Below are 19,114 nucleotides of genomic sequence, written 5' to 3' on the forward strand. Positions count from 1 at the left end.
CCACTAACCACCGATCTCAGTCCAGACGGCAACGGCGATCCAGCCGACGAAGACCGCGGCGCCGAGCCATCCCACGACACGCGGCAGCCGGTCCCGGACCCGGTTGCGGCCCAGCAGGGCCGTCACCTCGGCCGCCGAACCGGCCAGCACGTAGGTCTCCCGCCGGTGCGCCGGTGCCAGCACCAGTCCCTCCGGTCGCCGCTGCGGCCGGGCCAGCACGCTGACCGGCTGGTCGGGCTCGACGATCCGCTCCCTGACCACGTATCGGCTGTTGGGCCGCGGGCCGGACAGCGTGCCGGCGGACACCAGCCCGCGGGTCACCAGGTCGGCGAGGAGCGGCCCGAGCTCGATCGGACCGGTTCCGCGCCGGGTGCCCGGTGGTGGGGGCCACGGCCGGGTCGACACCTCCTCGACCGCCGGCCGCCAGGCTCCCGGAGCCTTCCAGAGCGCTCCCGGAGGCTGGCAGTAGAGCGCCTCGTCCAGCCAACCGGTGGCCTCCCCGGCCGCCAGCCGCAGCGGGCCGGCGGACCGGAACCGGTGCAGTGGTTGTTTCACCGTCGCGCCGTGTTCGCCACTCGTGTCGTACCGGTGCTCGACCTCCGCCTCGAAGGCCAGGCAGTCCACCCGGGTCACCGGCGCGCTGAGCGGTCCTGCCGGCCCGGGTCGCAGGATTCCACTCACCCGGCAGAGCGGAGGCAGTTCGGTCGCCGGCATCTGTACCAGTCGGGCCAGCTCCAGCGAAGGCGCCCGCCGGACCTCCCGGTGCAGCCGGTGCAGCCGGGGCAGCGCGCTGGCGTCGAGCAGGGCCATGAACAGCATGGTCAGGCAGGCGAGCGTGATCCCGCACGCAACCAGAACGTCCAGCGTGTTCGGTGGCATGGCCGTCTCCCGTCACCCGGCTGCAGACCACGGTAGCCAGGCCGGCCAACACCGGCCGCCGCTGCCGGAGGTCACGGCGTTGACGCTGCTCGGCCGGGCGAACTACGGTCACCCGGATATGGAGCAGCCACACCAGCCGCCGTTGCCCGGCGGGGTCGGGATCTCCCGGCTCTGTGTGTACGACACCCTCGCCCCGGACGGCGCGGTCGGCGGCAGTCCACACCTGCACCTGTGCTGCGCGGAGGCGTACGTGGTGTCGGCCGGCGCCGGGCTGGTGCAGACCCTGACCCTGGCCGGTTACCGGGAGACGGTGCTACGCCCGGGTGCGGTGGTCTGGTTCGCGCCGGGCACCATCCACCGGCTGGTCAACCACGGTGGCCTGGAGATCGTGGTGCTGATGCAGAACAGCGGCCTACCCGAGGCGGGCGACGCGGTGCTGACCTTTCCGCCCGAGGTGCTGGCCGACCCCGCGGCGTACGCCGCGGCGGCGACGCTGCCGGGCGGTGGCGCGCCGGGCGGGGACCTGGCCGCCGCGTACGCCCGCCGGGACCTGGCGGTCCGCGGCTTCGAGCGGCTCCGCGACGCCGCGCTGGCCGGCGATGTCGCGCCGTTGCGGGAGTTCCACGCCGCGGCGGTGCGCCTGGTCCGGCCGATGCTGGCCGGTTGGCGGCGGCGGTGGCGCGACGGGGCGCTGCGGGCCGCCGAGGAGACCGGTCGGCAGCTCGACGCGCTGGCCGACGGCGCGGCCCCGCACCTGGCGGCGGCCGATGTCTACGCCATCGCCGAACCGGACGAACGGGGCCGGCACGGCATGTGCGGGCTGCTGGACACCTACCCGGTGCGCTGACCGGGCCGGCAGGCCGGGCGGTCGATCCGCCCAATGCGGGTCACCGAGGACGGTTACCTGGGCGTCATCGTCTTCGGTGCCGACTGGCGATTCCGACGGCGCCCGGGCGGGCGGTCAGCCGGTCGGGTCGAAGGTGGGGTGCACGCCGGCCGGCAGGCCGTCCCGCTCGGCGGCGTCGCGCAGGTAGCCGAAGAGGATCCGACGCAGCGCCCGGGCGGCGTGGGTCGGTTCGCCCTCCCGCCGCCGGGCCAGCGCGATGGTCCGGTGCACCCCGGGCGGCGCGAGTGGGGTGATCCGGATGCCGGGGCGGCCGGTCACCACGATGCCGGGCACCAGGGCGACGCCGAGGCCGGCGGCGACGAAGCTGAGCACCGAGTCCATCTCCGCGCCGTCGACCGCCAGGGTCGGTTCGAAGCCGGCCTGCCGGCACGCGTCGAGCGTCGCGTCGCGCAGGTCGTAGCCGGTCCGGAACATCACCAGTGGGTGGTCGCGCAGCTCGGCTAGGGGCAGCGCACCGTCGACGGTGGTGCCGGGCAGCGGATCGGTCGAGGCGACCACCAGCCCCTCCCGCAGGATCGGCTCGACCCGCAGCGCCGGGTCGGGGCCGGGTGCGGGTTGGATGATCAGTGCCAGGTCCAGCTCGCCGCGGAGCAGGTCGCGGACGAGGTCCTGCGAGCCGCTCTCCTCCACCCGCAGCTCCACGTTGGGGTGGGCGTCGCGGAACCGGCGCAGCACCGGGGGCGCCAGTGACGCGCAGAGGCTGGGGGTGGCGCCGAGCCGCAGCCGGCCGCGTCGGACGCCGACCAGCTCCTGCACCTCGCGCCGGGCGGTGTCGACGTCGGCGAGGATCCGGCGGGCCAGCGGCAGCAGCACCTCGCCGGCGGCGGTGAGTCGGGTGCCGCCGCGGACCCGTTCGAACAGGGGTGCGCCGAGGTCGGCCTCCAGCACGTGAATCTGCTTACTCAGCGAGGGCTGGGTGATGCCGACACTGTCGGCGGCATGTGTGAAATGCCGGGTTTCGGCCACCGCGACGAAGTACCGCAACTGATGGAGCTGCATCAACATAGCCTACCGCTATCAAGACTGCTGCTTTGATGCATTGGACGACTGATGGCAGCTCTCTTAGCGTCGAAGGATGGCAGTAGCGACCGGCTCACCGACCCGGGCACCGATCCGCTCCACCGTGGGCCGCAAGGTCCTGATGGCGGTCTCGGGCCTCGTCCTGGTGCTCTTCCTCGTCGCGCACATGCTCGGCAACCTGAAGATCTTCGTCGGACAAACCTCGTTCGACGAGTACGCCCACTGGCTGCGCGAGATCGGCGCCCCGCTGCTGCCGGCCACCTGGTATCTCTGGATCCAGCGCGCCGTGCTCAGCGCCGCGCTGGTGGTGCACATCTGGGCGGCCACCTCGCTCGCGCTGGCCGCCCGCCGGGCCCGCCCGGTCCGGTACGCCCACCGCCCCCGGGTGCAGGGCAGCTACGCGGCCCGGACCATGCGCTGGGGTGGCGTGATCATCCTGCTCTTCGTGATCTACCACATCCTCGACCTGACCACCGGCCAGCTCAACCCGGTCGGCGACCCGGCCCGCCCGTACGCCAACGTGGTGGCAGACTTCGCCCCCCAGCGCTGGTACGTCACCCTGATCTACGTCCTCGGGATCGTCGCGGTCGGCTTCCACCTGCGGCACGGCCTGTTCAGCGCGCTGCGCAGCCTCGGTCAGCAGACCCCGCGCGGTGAGCGCCGGGCCCGCGCCGCCGCCCTCGGGTTCGCCGTCGCCCTCAGCGTCGGCTACCTGCTCGTCCCCTTCGCCGTACTCACCGGATTGGTGCGCTGATGGCATCCTTCTCCGACCTGGCCTCGACCTCCGGCGGCGGCGAGGCCGCGCTCTGGACCGAGGGCGACCCGATCGCCGACACCAAGGCACCGGACGGGCCGATCGAGACCCGCTGGCAGCGCCGCCGCTTCGCGGCCAAGCTGGTCAACCCCGCCAACCGCCGCAAACTCACCGTGATCGTGGTCGGCACCGGGCTGGCCGGCGGGTCGGCCGCCGCCACCCTGGCCGAGCTGGGCTACCGGGTGATCTCCTACTGCTACCAGGACAGCCCGCGGCGCGCGCACTCGATCGCCGCCCAGGGCGGCATCAACGCCGCCAAGAACTACCGCAACGACGGCGACTCGATCCACCGGCTCTTCTACGACACCGTCAAAGGCGGCGACTTCCGGTCCCGGGAGTCGAACGTGCACCGGCTCGCCGAGGTCTCGGTGGAGATCATCGACCAGTGCGTCGCCCAGGGGGTGCCGTTCGCCCGCGAGTACGGCGGGCTGCTCGACACCCGCTCCTTCGGCGGCGCCCAGGTGCAGCGGACCTTCTACGCGCGCGGCCAGACCGGGCAGCAACTGCTGCTCGGGGCGTACCAGGCGCTGGAGCGGCAGATCGGTGCGGGCGCGGTCGAGATGAACTCCCGGCACGAGATGCTGGAGTTGATCGTGGTGGACGGCCGGGCCCGCGGGGTCGTGGTCCGGGACCTGACCACCGGCGAGATCAGCACCGCGTACGCCGACGCGGTGGTGCTGGCCACCGGCGGCTACGGCAACGTCTTCTACCTCTCCACGAACGCCAAGGGCTGCAACGTCACCGCCACCTGGCGGGCGCACCGCAAGGGCGCCCTGTTCGCCAACCCCTGCTACACCCAGATCCACCCGACCTGCATCCCGGTCTCCGGCGACCACCAGTCGAAGCTGACCCTGATGAGCGAGTCGCTGCGCAACGACGGCCGGGTCTGGGTGCCGCAGACCGCCGGTGACGACCGGCCGCCCGGCGACATCCCGGCCGCCGAGCGGGACTACTTCCTGGAGCGCGCCTACCCGGCGTACGGGAACCTGGTGCCCCGCGACATCGCCTCCCGGGCGGCCAAGAGCGTCTCGGACGCCGGCCGGGGGGTCGGGCCGACCGGTCTCGGCGTCTACCTCGACTTCGCCGACGCGATCGAACGGCTGGGCCGGCCGACCATCGAGGAGCGGTACGGCAACCTCTTCGAGATGTACCAGCGGATCACCGGCGAGGACCCGTACCGGGTGCCGATGCGGATCTACCCGGCGGTGCACTACACGATGGGCGGGCTCTGGGTGGACTACGACCTGGCGTCGACCATCCCCGGCCTCTTCGTCATCGGCGAGGCCAACTTCTCCGACCACGGCGCGAACCGGCTCGGCGCCTCCGCGCTGATGCAGGGGCTCGCCGACGGCTACTTCGTGCTGCCGGCGACCATCGCCGACTACCTGGCGGCCGGGCCGTTCGAGCCGGTCGGCGACGACCACCCCGAGGTGGTCGCCGCGCGCGCCGACGTGGCCGACCGGATCGGCCGGCTGCTCGCCGTCGACGGCGACCGCAGCGTCGACTCGTTCCACCGGGAGCTGGGCCGGATCATGTGGGACCACTGCGGGATGGAGCGCACCGAGGAGGGGCTGCGCAAGGCCCTCGGTGAGATCCGGGCGTTGCGCGAGCAGTTCTGGCAGCGGGTCCGGGTGCCCGGCGGGGACGAGGGCATCAACCAGTCGCTGGAGCGGGCCGGCCGGGTCGCCGACTTCTTCGAACTGGCCGAGCTGATGTGCGTCGACGCGCTGCACCGGGTCGAGTCCTGCGGCGGGCACTTCCGGGCCGAGAGCCAGACCCCCGACGGCGAGGCGCAACGCGACGACGACCGGTTCGCGTACGTGGCGGCCTGGGAGTTCACCGGCGCCGACCGGCCGCCGGTGCTGCACCGCGAGGACCTGACCTTCGAGTACGTCCACCCCAGCCAGCGGAGCTACAAGTGAAACTGACCCAGCAGGTCGCGCGGCATCGCACGGAACCCGGCGGCGCGCGGGAGGGCATGCGCCTGACCCTGCGCGTCTGGCGGCAGACCGGCCCGGACGACCCGGGCCGGATCGTCGACTACCCGGTCGACGGCATCTCGCCGGACATGTCGTTCCTGGAGATGCTCGACGTGCTCAACGAGCGGCTCACCGCCGACGGCGACGAGCCGATCGCCTTCGACCACGACTGCCGGGAGGGCATCTGCGGCGCCTGCGGCATGGTGATCAACGGCGTGGCGCACGGACCGGAGCGGGCCACCACCGCCTGCCAGCTCCACATGCGACACTTCTCGGACGGCCAGACCATCACCATCGAGCCGTGGCGGGCGCGGGCCTTCCCGGTGCTGAAGGACCTGGTGGTGGACCGGTCGGCGCTGGACCGGATCATCGCGTCCGGCGGCTACATCTCGGCCGCCGCCGGCAGCGCCCCGGACGCGCATGCCCAGCTGGTGCCGAAGCCGGACGCGGACGCCGCGTTCGAGTCGGCGGCCTGCATCGGCTGCGGCGCCTGCGTGGCGGCCTGCCCGAACGGCTCGGCGATGCTCTTCACCGCCGCCAAGGTCACCCACCTCGGGCTGCTCCCGCAGGGGCAGCCGGAGCGGCCGGCCCGGGTACTGGACATGGTCGCGGCGCACGACGAGGCGGGCTTCGGCGGCTGCACCAACGCGGGCGAGTGCACCGCGGTCTGCCCCAAGGGCATCCCGCTCACCACCATCGGCCGGCTCAACCGGGACTACCTGCGGGCCAGCGCCGCCCGACGCGGCGGCATGCCCGGCACCTGACCGGCCCGGCCCCGCCGGCTGAGGCGGGGCTGAGCGTGCGCGGGCGACGGGCGTCCCGACCGGCCGACCTGATCTACGGTTGGGGTGAGGGCTGGGAGGCGCGGATGGCAAGGTCGGGACGATCGGGCACGGGCGGCCGGCGGCGGCGGACCGGGACGCTGCTGGCGTTGGCGGCGGTCGCCGGCGCCGCCTGGGCGGTGCGGGATCTGCCCGCGGCCCTCGGCGGCCGGCCGGGTGGTCCGCCGGCCGAGCGGATCCGCACCTCACCGCACTTCCGCGACGGCGCGTTCCAGAACCAGCAGACCACCCGGACGATGGTGGCCGACAACGGACAGCGGACGATCCGCGAGTTCCTCTTCGGCGGCCAGCGGCGCCGGCCGTCCGGCCCGGTGCCGGTGGTCACCCCGAGCGCCCCGGCCGGGCCCGACGACCGGCCGCCGGCGACCGCCGACGCCGCCGCGGACGAGCTCGCGGTGATCTGGTACGGACACGCCTCCGCCCTGATCGAGATCGAGGGCCGCCGGGTGCTCATCGACCCGATCTGGAGCGACAGGTGTTCGCCGTCGCGGCTGGTCGGGCCCCGCCGGCTGCACCCGGTCCCGGTCCCGCTGGACCGGCTGCCGGCGGTCGACGCCGTGCTGATCTCGCACGACCACTACGACCACCTGGACATGGCCACCGTCCGGACGCTGCGGGACGGGCAGTCCGCCCCGTTCCTGGTGCCACTCGGGGTCGGCGCGCACCTGCGCCGCTGGGGGGTGCCGGAGGACCGCATCGTCGAGCTGGACTGGGCCGACCGGGCGACCGTGGCGGGGCTGGACTTCATCGCCACCCCGGCCCGGCACTTCTCCGGCCGGGGCCTGACCCGCGACCGCACGCTCTGGAGTTCCTGGGTCGTCGCCGGGCAGCGCCAGCGGGTCTTCTACACCGGCGACTCGGGCTACTTCGACGGGTACGCCGACATCGGGCGCGACCACGGCCCGTTCGACCTGACCCTGGTCCAGGTCGGCGCCTACGATCCGGCCTGGCCGAACATCCACATGTTCCCGGAGGAGGCGGTAACCGCCCACCTCGACCTGCGCGGCGGGCTGCTGATCCCGGTGCACTGGGCGACCTTCAACCTCGCCCTGCACTCCTGGGCGGACCCGGTCAACCGGCTCTGGCGGGAGGCCAAGGCCCGCGACGTGCGGCTCGCGGTCCCCCGTCCCGGGGAGCGGGTCGTGGTGGCCGACCCGCCCCCGGTGGACGGTTGGTGGCAGGCGATCGAGTGACACCGTCCGGTCGGCCCGACCGGCGGTGGTCGGGCCGACCGCCGCCGGGCCGACCGCCGCCGGGTCGAGCGCAAGCAGCCCGGCCGGCGGTGTCCCGGCAACCGGCGTCAGCGGGTGAGCGCCAGCTCCGGATCGACCCGGTCACCGACCGGCTCGGTCGCCCCCCGGCCGATCCGTTCGTAGTCGGCCGGCCGGATCGACCGCAGGACGGCTCCCCAGGCCAGCCCGGCCGCCGCGGCGATCCCGGTGATGCCCGGCAGCAGCCAGGACAGGTAGGACGGACTGTCCGGGGCCAGCAACGCGTCGAAGTTGCCGACCAGCACGCCCAGCACGGCCAGCAGCAGGGCGGTCGCCAGCGCCGGGGCGTACCGGCGCTGCCAGGCGCTTTCGCCGGTGCCGCGGTGGTGGCCGAAGAAGCCGATCACCGCGCCGGAGGTGAGCGTCATCAGCAGCACCACGCCGACCGCGGAGACGCCGCTGAGCCAGGTGAACAGGTCGAGGACCGGATCCCCGCCGGTGGCGACGAACGCGAGCACCACCACGATCGCCAGGGCGCTCTGGGTCAGTGAGCCGGCGACCGGGGCGCCGGTCCGGGCGCCGGTGCGGCTGAGAAACTCGGGCAGCACCCGCTCCCGACCGAGTGCGAACGCGTACCGGGCCACTCCGTTGTGGAACGACAGCAGCGCGGCGAGGACCGAGGTGATGAAGAGGACGTTCGCGAGGTCGGCGATCAGTACCCCGGCGTACTCGGCGATCGCGCCGAAGACCACCCCCGGGCCGGCCTCGGCGGCGGCGGCCGGCGCGTTCTCCGGGCCGGTGAGCACCGTCAGCGCCCAGGCCGAGAGCGCGTAGAACAGGCCGGTGAAGGCGACCGCGATGTAGGTCGCCCGGGCGACCGTCCGGCGCGGGTCGCGGACCTCCTCGCTGTAGATCGCCCCCGACTCGAACCCGGTGAACGACGCGATGCCCAGCGCCAGCACCGCACCGAACCCGGCGGTGAACAGGTTCTCCGGGGCGAGGCCGGCGAAGCTGATCTGACCGCCGGCCGGATTGCCGATCGCCACCGCGTCGAAGATGACCACCGCGGCACACTCCAGCACCAGCAGCACCGCCAGCACGGTGGCGTTCAGGTCGACCTGCAGCAGGCCGAGCAGACCGACCACCACCCAGGCCAGCAGCGCCCAACCCCACCAGGCCAGTTCGACGTTGAACTTCGTCGCCATGAAATCGCCGAAGATGGCGCCGAACAGTCCGTACAGTCCGATCTGGATCGCGTTGTAGGCCGAGAGCGCGACGAACGAGGCCGACACCCCGCCGGCCCGGCCGAGTCCGTTGGCGATGTACGAATAGAACGCGCCGGCGTTGGAGACGTGCCGACTCATTGCGGCGTAGCCGACGGCGAAGACGCCGAGAACGACCGCGAGCAGCAGGTAGGAGAGCGCCGCTCCGGTATTGCCGCTGACGGCGTACATGGTGGTGACGCCGCCGCCGAGCACGGTGAGCGGCGCCGACGCGGCGACCGTGAAGAACACCAGGTGGGCAGTTCCCAACCGGCCGCGGCGCAGGCCGGCGCCGCGGGGGGAGGTATCCGATGACATGGACAGACTCATCTCGAAGTGGGGGAAGGAGATGGATCGCGCGACCACTGCGGATCGACAACCTGAGAGGTTAGAGGCGATCACTGCGGGCGACAAGCCCTCAACGACGGGTTAAATGCCATCAACGCCAGTTGATGTCGCACACCGAGCGATACCGTGACTTGAACGCACGGTGCGCTTCGCGTACTGTCCCTGCTCGACACTTGGAGTCACCAAGGGGTCACATGGATCCGGCACCAGCTGGAGAGATGAGCATTGGACAGCTACCGGGGTGGTGCGGCCGGGCGGCTCGCGGACGATCTGTTTCTCATCGCGCACGACGACTACAGCGGCAAGGCGGTGGTGGCCCCGGCTCTGCTGGACGCGACCCTGGCCGGTGCGGTGCTCGGCGAACTCGCCCTGGAGAACCGGATCTCCATCATGCGCAGTCAGGTCTACGTGGACGACCACCGGGCCTGGCACGAGCCGGTCAGCGACCGCGCGCTCGGCGAGATCGTGCACCGCGGTGACGGGCACCCGGTCCGTTCCTGGCTGGAGTTTCTCGGTCCACAGGCCCGCTACCAGGTCGGTGACCGCCTGGTCAGCGCCGGCGCGGTCCGCCGGGAGACCAGCCGTGGCCTCAACCTGCGCCGGGCGGTGCGGTGGCCCGGCACGGACCCGAACCGGGTGGCCGTGCCCCGGGTGAAGCTCAGCGCCATTCTGGAGAAGTCGGACCGGCCGCTCGACCCGCGTACCGCGCTGCTCGCCGCACTGGTGCACGCCGGTCGGATGGTCCGGGTCCTGAACCTGCCGAACAGGTCCCAGGCGGTGGACCGGATCAACGCCGCCCGCCGGCTGCTGCCGCCGGCCCTGCGGGAACTGCTCGACGGGGTCGACGCGACCATCGCCGCGGCGGCCCTGACCGTCCGACGCTGACGGTCGGAGCCCCGATCGGCCGCTCTCCCCGGCGGCCGACCCGCGCCGACCGGCCGCCCTCCCCGGCGGCCGGTCGGCGCGCGTGCGCCGGCTCGGTCAGCCGGTACCGGCCTCGTGACCCGCGCATCCCGCGGGGTCCGGCGCGTCGCCGGCACACCGCGCGGCGGTGCTGGCCGGGACGTCGAGCGTCGGGTTGCGGTCGAAGAAGCCGGCCGGCCGGAGCGTGAACCCGCAGGTGTCGACCGGCATCACCGGCCAGTCCTCGGTGCGGGGGAAGTGGGTGCTGCCGAAGGTGTGCCACAGCACGATGTCGGCGTCGTCGATCGACCGGTCGCCGGCCACGAAGGCCGGCAGGCCGCCGTTGCCCGGGTGCTGGTTGACCTGGTCGCCGGCCGGATAACGCTCGGCGGGGTGGTAGCGGGTGACCCAGAGGTGCCGGGTGGCGAACGCGGCCCGGCGGGCGATCGACGAGCCGCCGTCGGCCAGCAGCACCGGCTGCCCCTCCGGCCGCAGCAGGTAGCCGACCGGCTGGCCGAGCCGGTTGACCCGGCCGGGGTTGACGATCCGCCACACCCGGCCCCGGCCGGTGTCGGCGAGCCGGGCCGCCTCGGACTCGGTACGCAGCCGGGTCACCTGGCGGGTGAAGGCGTTGCCGTACGGGTTGTCCGGGCCGACCGGCAGCGGCCGGACGTCGAGTTCGTCGACCGCGTTGCCGGTCCCGTCCAGCATCATGTCCAGCCGGGCGCTGAACAGATGCTGGTGGTAGGGAGCGCCCAGGCCCGGCGCCACTTCGGCGGCGTACGCGCTGCCGTCCTGGTAGGCCGAGGTGAAGACGACGCCGGTCGCCTTCACCTCCAACTGGATCGTGCCGTCGAGGTAGAGGTACCAGTAGAAGCCGTAGTCGTAGTTGCCCACCGTGACGAAGAAGGAGATCACCAGCCGCCGCTGCCGGCGGGTCTCGGACGACTCGGTGAACAGGTCGGTGTGCTTCCACAGCACCCCGTAGTCCTCCTCGTGCATGCAGATCGCGTTGGGCACCTCGCGCGGGTTGCCGTCGCCGTCGGCGAGCACCGCGTCGAAGTAGTGGATCTCCCCCAGGCAGTCGCAGCCGAGCCGCAGCGAGTTGACCTGCTGACCGAGCAGGTACTCCCCCGCGTCGAAGTAGTTCTGCCAGAACCGCACCGGGCTCGGGTCGGCGTACGGCACCACCATCTCGGCGACCGAGGCCCGGTAGATGAGCGGCCGGTCCCGGTCGGAGTCGCGGATCGACAGCTGGTGCAGCACCAGACCCTCGCGGGGATCGAAGCCGATCCGGAAGCGCCAGTTCTCCCAGCTCACCACGTCGCCGTCCACGGAGAAGCTGGGCCCCTCCGGCTGCGTGATCTCGATTGGCCGAAGGGTCGTGCGGGCCGGGCCGACGTACCCGGGGTCGTCGAAGTTGCCCTCCTCGGGCGGAATCGGCAGCAGTTCGTGGTCGATCAGCTCGATGACCCGCCGCTCGATCAGGTCGACGTAGGCGACCACGCCGTCGATCGGGTGTGCCCAGCAGTGGTCGGCCGGCCGGTGGGCCAGGAACGACAGCACCCGCAGCAGCCGCCGGCCGCGCTCGCCCGGCAGGTCGAAGTCGCCGGCCGACAGCGGGCACGGGCGCACCAGGTCCAGGTCGGTGATGCCGCGCCGGGCCATCGCCGCCCGCCAGCCCGGGTCAGCCTTGACGATCTCGTCGACGGCGACGAACTCCTCCAGCAGGATCGGCGGCTGGCCGTCCACGGCGGGATCGCTCTCGCCGACCGAGAGCACCGACCGGGTGGTCAACGAGGCGACGACGCTGCGGACGGCCCCGGTCGCCACGTCCAGCAGCACCGCCCGGACCTGGCGGTCCACCGTCACCGCCGGGAAGGCCAGGACGTCCTCCTTGGCCGGCTCCTCCAGCGCCAACACCGCGAACCGGACCGTCGGTCCGAGCAGGCCGGCCTCGTCGAACACGGTCCGCGCCACCCGGATCTCGTCGGCGGTCAGTCGCCGCAGCGGATGGCCGGTCCGGTCACCGCCGCCGTCAGCGGCGGCGGCGGCGTCAGCGGCGTCAGCGGCGGCGGCGGCGGGCCGGGCGGCGGCCGGCGGGGCGGAGTCCGCGATGGTCATGGCATCACCTTCTGGAGTCGGGAGATCACCGTGCCGACCTAACCGGAATCGGCTGACGGTGTCCAGGGGCGACCTCGCCTCCGTACGACCGCCGGCCGATCGACGCGACCGGCCCGCCCGCGACAGCGACGGGCCTCAGACGGCAGAATGCAGGACGGCCACCACCGGAAAGCAGCCGGCCACCACCGGGAAAAGGGCGGATCAGGATCGTGACGACCTCTGTAGACCAGCGGATCGCCGAGGAGCTCGGCGTACGGGAGCGGCAGGTGCGCGCCGCCATCGAGCTACTCGACGGCGGCGCCACGGTGCCGTTCATCGCCCGCTACCGCAAGGAAGCCACCGAGATGCTCGACGACGCGCAGCTGCGCCAGCTCGAGGAGCGGCTGCGCTACCTGCGGGAGCTGGACGAGCGGCGGGCGGCGGTGCTGGAGTCGATCCGCGCCCAGGGCAAGCTGGACGACGCGCTGGAGGCGCAGATCCTGGCGGCCGACTCCAAGGCCCGGCTGGAGGACATCTACCTGCCGTACAAGCCCAAGCGCCGCACCCGGGCCCAGATCGCCCGGGAGGCCGGCCTGGAGCCGCTGGCCGACGGGCTGCTCGCCGACCCGTCCGTGGAGCCGCGGGCGGCGGCCGCCGCCTTCGTCGACCCGGAGAAGGGGGTGGCCGACCCCACCGCCGCGCTCGACGGCGCCCGGGCGATCCTGGTCGAGCGCTTCGCCGAGGACGCCGACCTGATCGGCGCGCTGCGGGAGCAGATGTGGTCGCGCGGCCGGCTGGTCGCCCAGGTACGCGACGGCCAGCGCGAGGCCGGCGCCAAGTTCGCCGACTACTTCGACTTCACCGAGCCGTACACCCGGCTGGCCCCGCACCGGGTGCTGGCGATGTTCCGGGGTGAGAAGGAGGGGGTGCTCGACCTGACCTTCGACCCGGAGGAGGCGCCGACCGGAGCCGACCCCGAGTCCGTCGCGGCGGCGGGTCCGAGCCGCTACGAGCGCGACATCGCGGCCCGGTTCGGGGTGGCCGACCGGGGCCGGCCGGCCGACCGGTGGCTGACCGACACGGTGCGCTGGGCCTGGCGTACCCGGATTCTGATCCACCTCGGCGCGGACCTGCGGACCCGGTTGTGGCAGGCCGCCGAGGACGCCTCGGTCAAGGTCTTCGCCGACAACCTGCGGGACCTGCTGCTCGCGGCGCCGGCCGGCACCCGGGCGACGATGGGGTTGGACCCGGGTCTGCGTACCGGGGTGAAGGTGGCGGTGGTCGACGCCACCGGCAAGGTGGTGGCGACCGAGACCATCTACCCGCACGAGCCGCGCCGGCAGTGGGACGCCTCGATCGACGTGCTGGCCCGGCTGGCGAAGGCGCACGGCGTGGAGCTGATCGCGATCGGCAACGGCACCGCCTCCCGGGAGACCGACAAGCTGGCTGCCGACCTGATCCGGCTGCACCCGGCGCTGAACCTGACGAAGGTGGTGGTTTCCGAGGCGGGTGCCTCGGTCTACTCCGCCTCGGCGTACGCCTCCCAGGAGCTGCCGGACCTGGACGTCTCGCTGCGCGGTGCGGTGTCGATCGCCCGCCGGCTGCAGGACCCGCTGGCCGAGCTGGTGAAGATCGACCCGCGCTCCATCGGGGTCGGCCAGTACCAGCACGACCTCTCCGAGCTGAAGCTGTCCCGGTCGCTGGACGCGGTGGTCGAGGACTGCGTGAACGGGGTCGGGGTGGACGTCAACACCGCCTCGGCGCCGCTGCTGACCCGGGTCTCCGGGATCGGTGCCGGGCTGGCGGAGAACATCGTGCTGCACCGGGACGCGCACGGCCCGTTCCGGTCCCGCCGGGCGCTCAAGGAGGTGCCCCGGCTGGGTCCGAAGGCGTTCGAGCAGTGCGCCGGCTTCCTGCGCATCCCGGGCGGGGACGACCCGCTGGACGCCTCGGCGGTGCATCCCGAGGCGTACCCGGTGGTGCGCCGGATCCTGGCCGCCACCGGCGGTGACCTGTCCGGGCTGATCGGCCGCAGCGCGATCCTGCGCGGGCTGCGGGCGGCCGACTTCGTCGACGACACCTTCGGCCTGCCCACCGTCACCGACATCATCGGCGAGCTGGAGAAGCCGGGGCGGGACCCCCGGCCGGCGTTCCGGACCGCGACCTTCGCCGACGGGGTGGAGAAGATCGGCGATCTCGTGCCGGGGATGGTGCTGGAGGGGGTGGTCACGAACGTCGCCGCGTTCGGTGCCTTCGTCGACGTCGGGGTGCACCAGGACGGCCTGGTGCACGTCTCCGCGATGTCCCGGACCTTCGTCAAGGACCCGCGGGACGTGGTGAAGTCCGGCGACGTGGTCCGGGTGAAGGTGCTCGACGTGGATGTGCCGCGCAAGCGGATCTCGCTCACCCTGCGGCTGGAGGACGACGCCACGGCCCGCCCCGGCCGGGAGCGCGGCGCGGCCGGCGAGCGGCCCGGCCGGGAGGCGGGCGGCGGCCGGGACGCGCGCGGCGACGGCCGGGGCGACGGCCGCGGTGGTACGGCCGGTCGGCAGCGCGGCGGCGAGCCGGGCGGGCGCGGCGCGGGCGGGCGGGGCACGGGTGGCCGGGGTGCCGGCGGGCGGGGCGCGGCGCCGGCCGACGGTGCGATGGCCGAGGCGCTGCGCCGGGCCGGGCTCGCCTGACCCTTTTTTACCTCTTTCGGGTGTCTTGCGTGGTTTCGTCACGCTCGATCCCCGTACCCACTGCTACAACTGTGTGACCCGTCTGAGGTTTCGGCCTGGAGGTCACGTTGATCGGATCCCATCCGGAGCAGGTCACCACCGTCTCCGACCCGCTGCCCTTCGCCCTGCCGGACATCGGCGAGGCGGAGATCGCCGCGGTGAGCGACGCGCTGCGCTCCGGGTGGCTCACCGCCGGCCCGATGGTCTCCCGGTTCGAGGAGGCGTTCGCCGCCCACTTGGGGCCGGGGGTGACCGCGGTCGCCGTCAACTCGGCGACCGCCGGCCTGCACCTGGCCCTGGAGGCCCTCGACGTCGGCCCGGGCACCGAGGTGCTCGTGCCGACCTGGACCTTCACGGCGACGGCCGAGGTCGTCCGGCACCTCGGCGCGGACCCCGTCCTCGTCGACGTCGACCCGGTCACCCTCAACCTTGACCTGGCCGCGGCGGAACGCCGGATCACGCCCCGGACGGTGGCCGTCATGCCGGTGCACTTCGCCGGCCACGCGGTGCCCTCCGCGGGGTTGCGGGCGCTGGCCGCGGCGCACGACCTCGCGGTGGTGGAGGACGCCGCGCACGCCTTCCCGGCCAGCTGCGAAGACGGCGTGCCGGTCGGCGCGGGGCAGAGCGCCGCCACGGTCTTCAGCTTCTACGCCACCAAGACCATCACCACCGGCGACGGCGGCATGCTCGTCACCCGCGACCCGGACCTGGCCCGGCGGGCCCGCACCATGCGCCTGCACGGATTCAGCCGGGACTGCTTCGACAGGTACCGCAACGACCGGGGATCCTGGCGGTACGACGTGGTGGCGGCCGGCTTCAAGTACAACCTCACCGACCCGGCGGCCGCCATGGGGCTGGTCCAGCTCGGTAGGGCGGAGACGATGCGCCGGCGCCGGGAGTGGATCGCGGCCCGCTACCGGGCCGCCTTCGCCGACCTCCCGCTGGACCTGCCCGCGACGCCGGCCGCCGGCCAGCGGCACGCCTGGCATCTCTACGTCGTCCGGCTGCGGCCCGACGCTCCGCTTCGCCGGGACGGGTTCATCCAGGAGATGTCCCGGCTCGGCGTCAGCTGCAGCGTGCACTTCATCCCGCTGCACCTGCACACCTACTGGCGCGACACGTACCGGCTGACCGAGCAGATGTTCCCGGTCGCCAGCCGGGAGTTCGCCCGGGTGGTGAGCCTGCCGATCTTCTCGACCATGAGCGACGACCAGGTGGACCGGGTGATCGGCACCGTGACGAAGGTGCTCGGATGATCAAGCGACTGCTCGACGTGGCCGGATCGGCCGCCGGTCTCCTGCTCTGCGCTCCGGTCCTGCTCGCCATCGCGATCGCGGTCCGGCTGGACAGCCGGGGGCCGGTGCTGTTCCGGCAGGAGCGGGTGGGGCGGCACGGCCGACCGTTCCGGATCCACAAGTTCCGGACCATGCGCGTCGCACCGGGCCCCGCCGTCACCTCCGACACCGACGACCGGATCACCCGGGTCGGTCGTTTCCTGCGCGCCAGCAAACTGGACGAACTTCCCCAGCTGTACGACGTGCTGCGCGGCCGGATGAGCCTGGTCGGCCCGCGGCCGGAGGTGCCTCGCTACGTCGACCACTGGCCCCCCGCCGCGCGGGACCGCATCCTGACCGTCCGGCCGGGCATCACCGATCCGGCCTCGATCGTCTACCGGAACGAGTCGGCCGAACTCGCCCGCGCCGCCGACCCGGAGGCGCACTACCTGACCGTCGTGGTGCCCCGCAAGGTCCGCCTGTACCTGGACTATGTGGAGTCCGCCAGCCTCCGCGGCGACCTGGGCATCCTGGCCCGGACCCTGTACGCGGTGGCACACCCCGCGTCGGACGCGGCCGCCGCCCGCCGGGAACTGGAACACGCGAAGTAGCGACCCACCGCCGGAGCGTGATATATGCTCCGTTGCGCTTCTTATCGCCCTATGAATCTATTTCAGACGGGATGTCGGGATATGTCGATCAGCCTCGGTGCCATGTCCGGCGCCACGGTGACGATCACCGGGGGGACGGGCTCCTTCGGCTCGACGATGGTCGAGCGCCTGCTCTCCCAGGATGTGCACGCGGTGCACGTGCTGAGTCGGGACGAGGCCAAACAGGAGGCGATGCGGCGGCGGTTCTGTGACTCCCGGCTGCGGCTCTTCCTCGGCGACGTCCGCGATCCGGCCAGCGTGACCGAATCCGTCACCGGCGCCGACTTCGTGTTCCACGCCGCCGCGCTCAAGCAGGTGCCCTCCTGCGAGTTCTTCCCCCACCAGGCGGTACAGACGAACATCGTCGGAAGCCGGAACGTCATCGAGGCGGCCGCCGCCGCCGGGGTCCGGTCGGTGGTCTGCCTCAGCACCGACAAGGCGGTCTACCCGGTGAACGCCATGGGCATGTCGAAGGCGCTGATGGAGAAGACCGCCCAGGCCTTCGCCCGCAACCACCCGGGCAGCCGGACCACCGTCTCGATCACCCGGTACGGCAACGTGATGTACTCCCGCGGCTCGGTCATCCCGGCCTTCGTGGAGCAGCTGCGCGCCGGGGTGCCGCTGACCGTCACCGAACCGGAGATGACGCGTTTCCTGATGTCGCTGCGGGAGTCGGTCGAGCTCGTCGAGCACGCGTTCCTGCACGCCGAGCCCGGCGACCTGTTCATCCGGAAGGCCCCGGCCTGCACCATCGACACCCTCGCCCGGGCCCTGGCGAAGCTGCTGGGCTACGGCGAACCGCAGTTCCGGCTGCTCGGCATGCGCCACGGCGAGAAGCTGCACGAGACGCTGCTCAGCCGGGAGGAGCTGGGAAAGGCGTCCAGTCAGGACGACTACTTCCGGGTCCCGCTCGACGCCCGGTCCCTCGACTACGACCTCTACTACGACTGCGGTGAACGCGCCCGGACCTCGGTGCAGGACTACTCCTCCGAGAACACCGAGCGGCTCGACCTCAACCAGACCATGCGGCTGCTGAGCGAGATCCCGGAGCTCCAGGAGCTGCTGAGCGGGGTGCCGGCATGAGAATCGTCGTCACCGGCGCGTACGGCTTCCTGGGCTGGCACCTGCGGGCGCGGCTGCACGCCACCACCGCGCACCAGGTCGTCGCCGTCGGCCGGCACGACGGCCAGCTCGACAGCGCCCTGCGCGACGCCGACGTGGTCGTCCACCTGGCCGGCGTCAACCGCGGCCCGGAGACCGAGGTGGAGGAGGGCAACGTCCGGTTGGCCGCCGCCGTCGCCGGCGCGGTGCGGCGCAGCCCGAAGGCCCCCCGGGTGATCTTCGCCAACTCGATCCGGGTCGGCGAGGACACCCCGTACGGGCGGGGCAAGGCGCAGGCCCGGGACCTGCTCGCGGCCGCCGCCGACCAGGCCGGGTCGAGCCTGGCGGACCTGGTCCTGCCCAACCTCTTCGGCGAACACGGCCGGCCCGGCTACAACTCCTTCGTCGCCACCTTCGCCCACGCCGCGGTGGACGGCCGCACCCCGGATGTTCAGGACCGTCCGGTCCGGCTGCTGCACGTCCAGCACGCCGCCCAACTCGTCATCGACGCCCTCGACCGCACCGAGAGCGGGGTGCTCCGGCCGGCCGGCGCGGCCACCACCGTGGCCGCGGTCTGGGACATCCTGCGCGAGGCGCAGCGGTACTACGCGCGCGGTGACATCCCCCCGCTGGACGGCCCGCTCCGGCTCGACCTCTTCAACACGCTGCGGGCGGCGTCCTTCCCCCACCGGTATCCGATCGGACTCACCCCGCACCGCGACCACCGGGGCGGGCTGGTCGAATGCGTACGCTCCCACGGCGGCCGGGGCCAGAGCTTCGTCTCCACCTCGGCGCCGGGGGTGACCCGGGGCGAGCACTTCCACCTCGGCAAGGTGGAACGGTTCCTGGTGCTGCGCGGGCGTGCCCGGATCTCGCTGCGGCGGGTGCTCACGCCGGAGATCGTCACCTTCGACGTCGACGGGGAGACACCGGCCGCCGTGGACATGCCGACCGGCTGGGTGCACAACATCCGCAACCTGGGCGACGACGAGCTGGTGACCTTCTTCTGGACCAACGAGCCGTACGACCCCGACCGGCCGGACACGTACCCCGAGCCGGTCGCCCCGGAACCGATGGCCGCGGAGGTGCCGCGGTGAAGGT

At 73.0% G+C, this 19,114-nt stretch carries 15 protein-coding genes; 11 read left to right on the plus strand and 4 right to left on the minus strand.

Translation table 11 applies throughout. The features are described 5' to 3' along the window. Nucleotides 1-3 precede the first annotated feature (3 nt). A complete protein-coding gene (locus tag O7627_RS19195) occupies nt 4-879 on the minus strand; it encodes a hypothetical protein (RefSeq protein ID WP_278094900.1) in 876 nt (291 codons plus the stop codon). Between O7627_RS19195 and O7627_RS19200 the strand changes: the two genes are divergently transcribed. Further along, on the plus strand, nt 878-1,726 hold the full coding sequence (locus O7627_RS19200; protein WP_278094901.1) for a cupin domain-containing protein: 849 nt from the start codon (nt 878-880) through the stop codon (nt 1,724-1,726). The two genes, O7627_RS19195 and O7627_RS19200, sit on opposite strands and share 2 nt — an antisense overlap. 114 nt (nt 1,727-1,840) lie before the next feature. On the opposite strand, the gene O7627_RS19205 is transcribed toward O7627_RS19200, so the two are convergent. Then, entirely contained in the window at nt 1,841-2,791 is a 951-nt protein-coding gene (locus O7627_RS19205; protein WP_278094902.1) for a LysR substrate-binding domain-containing protein, read from the minus strand. Between the two features lie 70 nt (nt 2,792-2,861). On the opposite strand from O7627_RS19205, the gene O7627_RS19210 reads away from it, so the two are divergent. The 4 genes from O7627_RS19210 to O7627_RS19225 all read left to right on the plus strand — a co-directional run bounded on the left by O7627_RS19210 (nt 2,862) and on the right by O7627_RS19225 (nt 7,634). Next, nucleotides 2,862-3,560, plus strand: a complete 699-nt coding sequence (locus O7627_RS19210; protein ID WP_278094903.1) for a succinate dehydrogenase cytochrome b subunit — start codon at nt 2,862-2,864, stop codon at nt 3,558-3,560. Then, nucleotides 3,560-5,542: a fumarate reductase/succinate dehydrogenase flavoprotein subunit gene (locus tag O7627_RS19215; protein WP_278094904.1), complete on the plus strand. Its 1,983-nt coding sequence runs from the start codon at nt 3,560-3,562 to the stop codon at nt 5,540-5,542. The genes O7627_RS19210 and O7627_RS19215 overlap by 1 nt, the downstream gene beginning before the upstream one ends. A 56-nt stretch (nt 5,543-5,598) precedes the next feature. Beyond that, nucleotides 5,599-6,363 carry a succinate dehydrogenase/fumarate reductase iron-sulfur subunit gene (locus tag O7627_RS19220; protein ID WP_278098332.1) on the plus strand — a complete coding sequence of 255 codons (765 nt, stop codon included), beginning with the start codon at nt 5,599-5,601 and terminating at the stop codon, nt 6,361-6,363. A gap of 158 nt (nt 6,364-6,521) precedes the next feature. Then, complete coding sequence (locus O7627_RS19225) at nt 6,522-7,634, plus strand: MBL fold metallo-hydrolase (RefSeq protein ID WP_278098333.1); 1,113 nt, start codon at nt 6,522-6,524, stop codon at nt 7,632-7,634. 107 nt (nt 7,635-7,741) lie between these two features. Here the strand turns inward: O7627_RS19225 and O7627_RS19230 are convergent, their stop codons facing one another. Beyond that, nucleotides 7,742-9,232, minus strand: a complete 1,491-nt coding sequence (locus O7627_RS19230; RefSeq protein ID WP_278094905.1) for an APC family permease — start codon at nt 9,230-9,232, stop codon at nt 7,742-7,744. Nucleotides 9,233-9,487: 255 nt separating this feature from the next. On the opposite strand from O7627_RS19230, the gene O7627_RS19235 reads away from it, so the two are divergent. Then, nucleotides 9,488-10,147, plus strand: a complete 660-nt coding sequence (locus O7627_RS19235) for a GPP34 family phosphoprotein (RefSeq protein WP_278094906.1) — start codon at nt 9,488-9,490, stop codon at nt 10,145-10,147. Nucleotides 10,148-10,243: 96 nt separating this feature from the next. Here O7627_RS19235 and O7627_RS19240 read toward each other — a convergent pair whose 3' ends face one another. Next, the gene (locus O7627_RS19240) at nt 10,244-12,289 is read right to left on the minus strand and encodes a primary-amine oxidase (protein WP_278094907.1); all 2,046 of its coding nucleotides are present in this window, start codon (nt 12,287-12,289) and stop codon (nt 10,244-10,246) included. Between the two features lie 209 nt (nt 12,290-12,498). Here O7627_RS19240 and O7627_RS19245 point away from each other — a divergent pair, with 209 nt between their 5' ends. From O7627_RS19245 to O7627_RS19265, 5 genes are all read left to right on the plus strand, one after another. After that, entirely contained in the window at nt 12,499-14,949 is a 2,451-nt protein-coding gene (locus O7627_RS19245; protein WP_278094908.1) for a Tex family protein, read from the plus strand. A gap of 107 nt (nt 14,950-15,056) precedes the next feature. Beyond that, complete coding sequence (locus O7627_RS19250; protein ID WP_278094909.1) at nt 15,057-16,244, plus strand: DegT/DnrJ/EryC1/StrS aminotransferase family protein; 1,188 nt, start codon at nt 15,057-15,059, stop codon at nt 16,242-16,244. Beyond that, nucleotides 16,241-16,873 (plus strand): sugar transferase, encoded by a 633-nt coding sequence (locus O7627_RS19255; protein WP_278094910.1) that lies wholly within the window; start codon nt 16,241-16,243, stop codon nt 16,871-16,873. Before O7627_RS19250 ends, O7627_RS19255 begins: the two co-directional genes overlap by 4 nt. A gap of 102 nt (nt 16,874-16,975) precedes the next feature. Beyond that, a complete protein-coding gene (locus O7627_RS19260; RefSeq protein WP_278094911.1) occupies nt 16,976-17,995 on the plus strand; it encodes a polysaccharide biosynthesis protein in 1,020 nt (339 codons plus the stop codon). Then, a complete protein-coding gene (locus O7627_RS19265) occupies nt 17,992-19,110 on the plus strand; it encodes an NAD-dependent epimerase/dehydratase family protein (protein WP_278094912.1) in 1,119 nt (372 codons plus the stop codon). Before O7627_RS19260 ends, O7627_RS19265 begins: the two co-directional genes overlap by 4 nt. Nucleotides 19,111-19,114 lie beyond the last annotated feature (4 nt).

It is taken from the genome of Solwaraspora sp. WMMD1047, assembly GCF_029626155.1.
Classification (GTDB): Bacteria; Actinomycetota; Actinomycetes; order Mycobacteriales; family Micromonosporaceae; genus WMMD1047.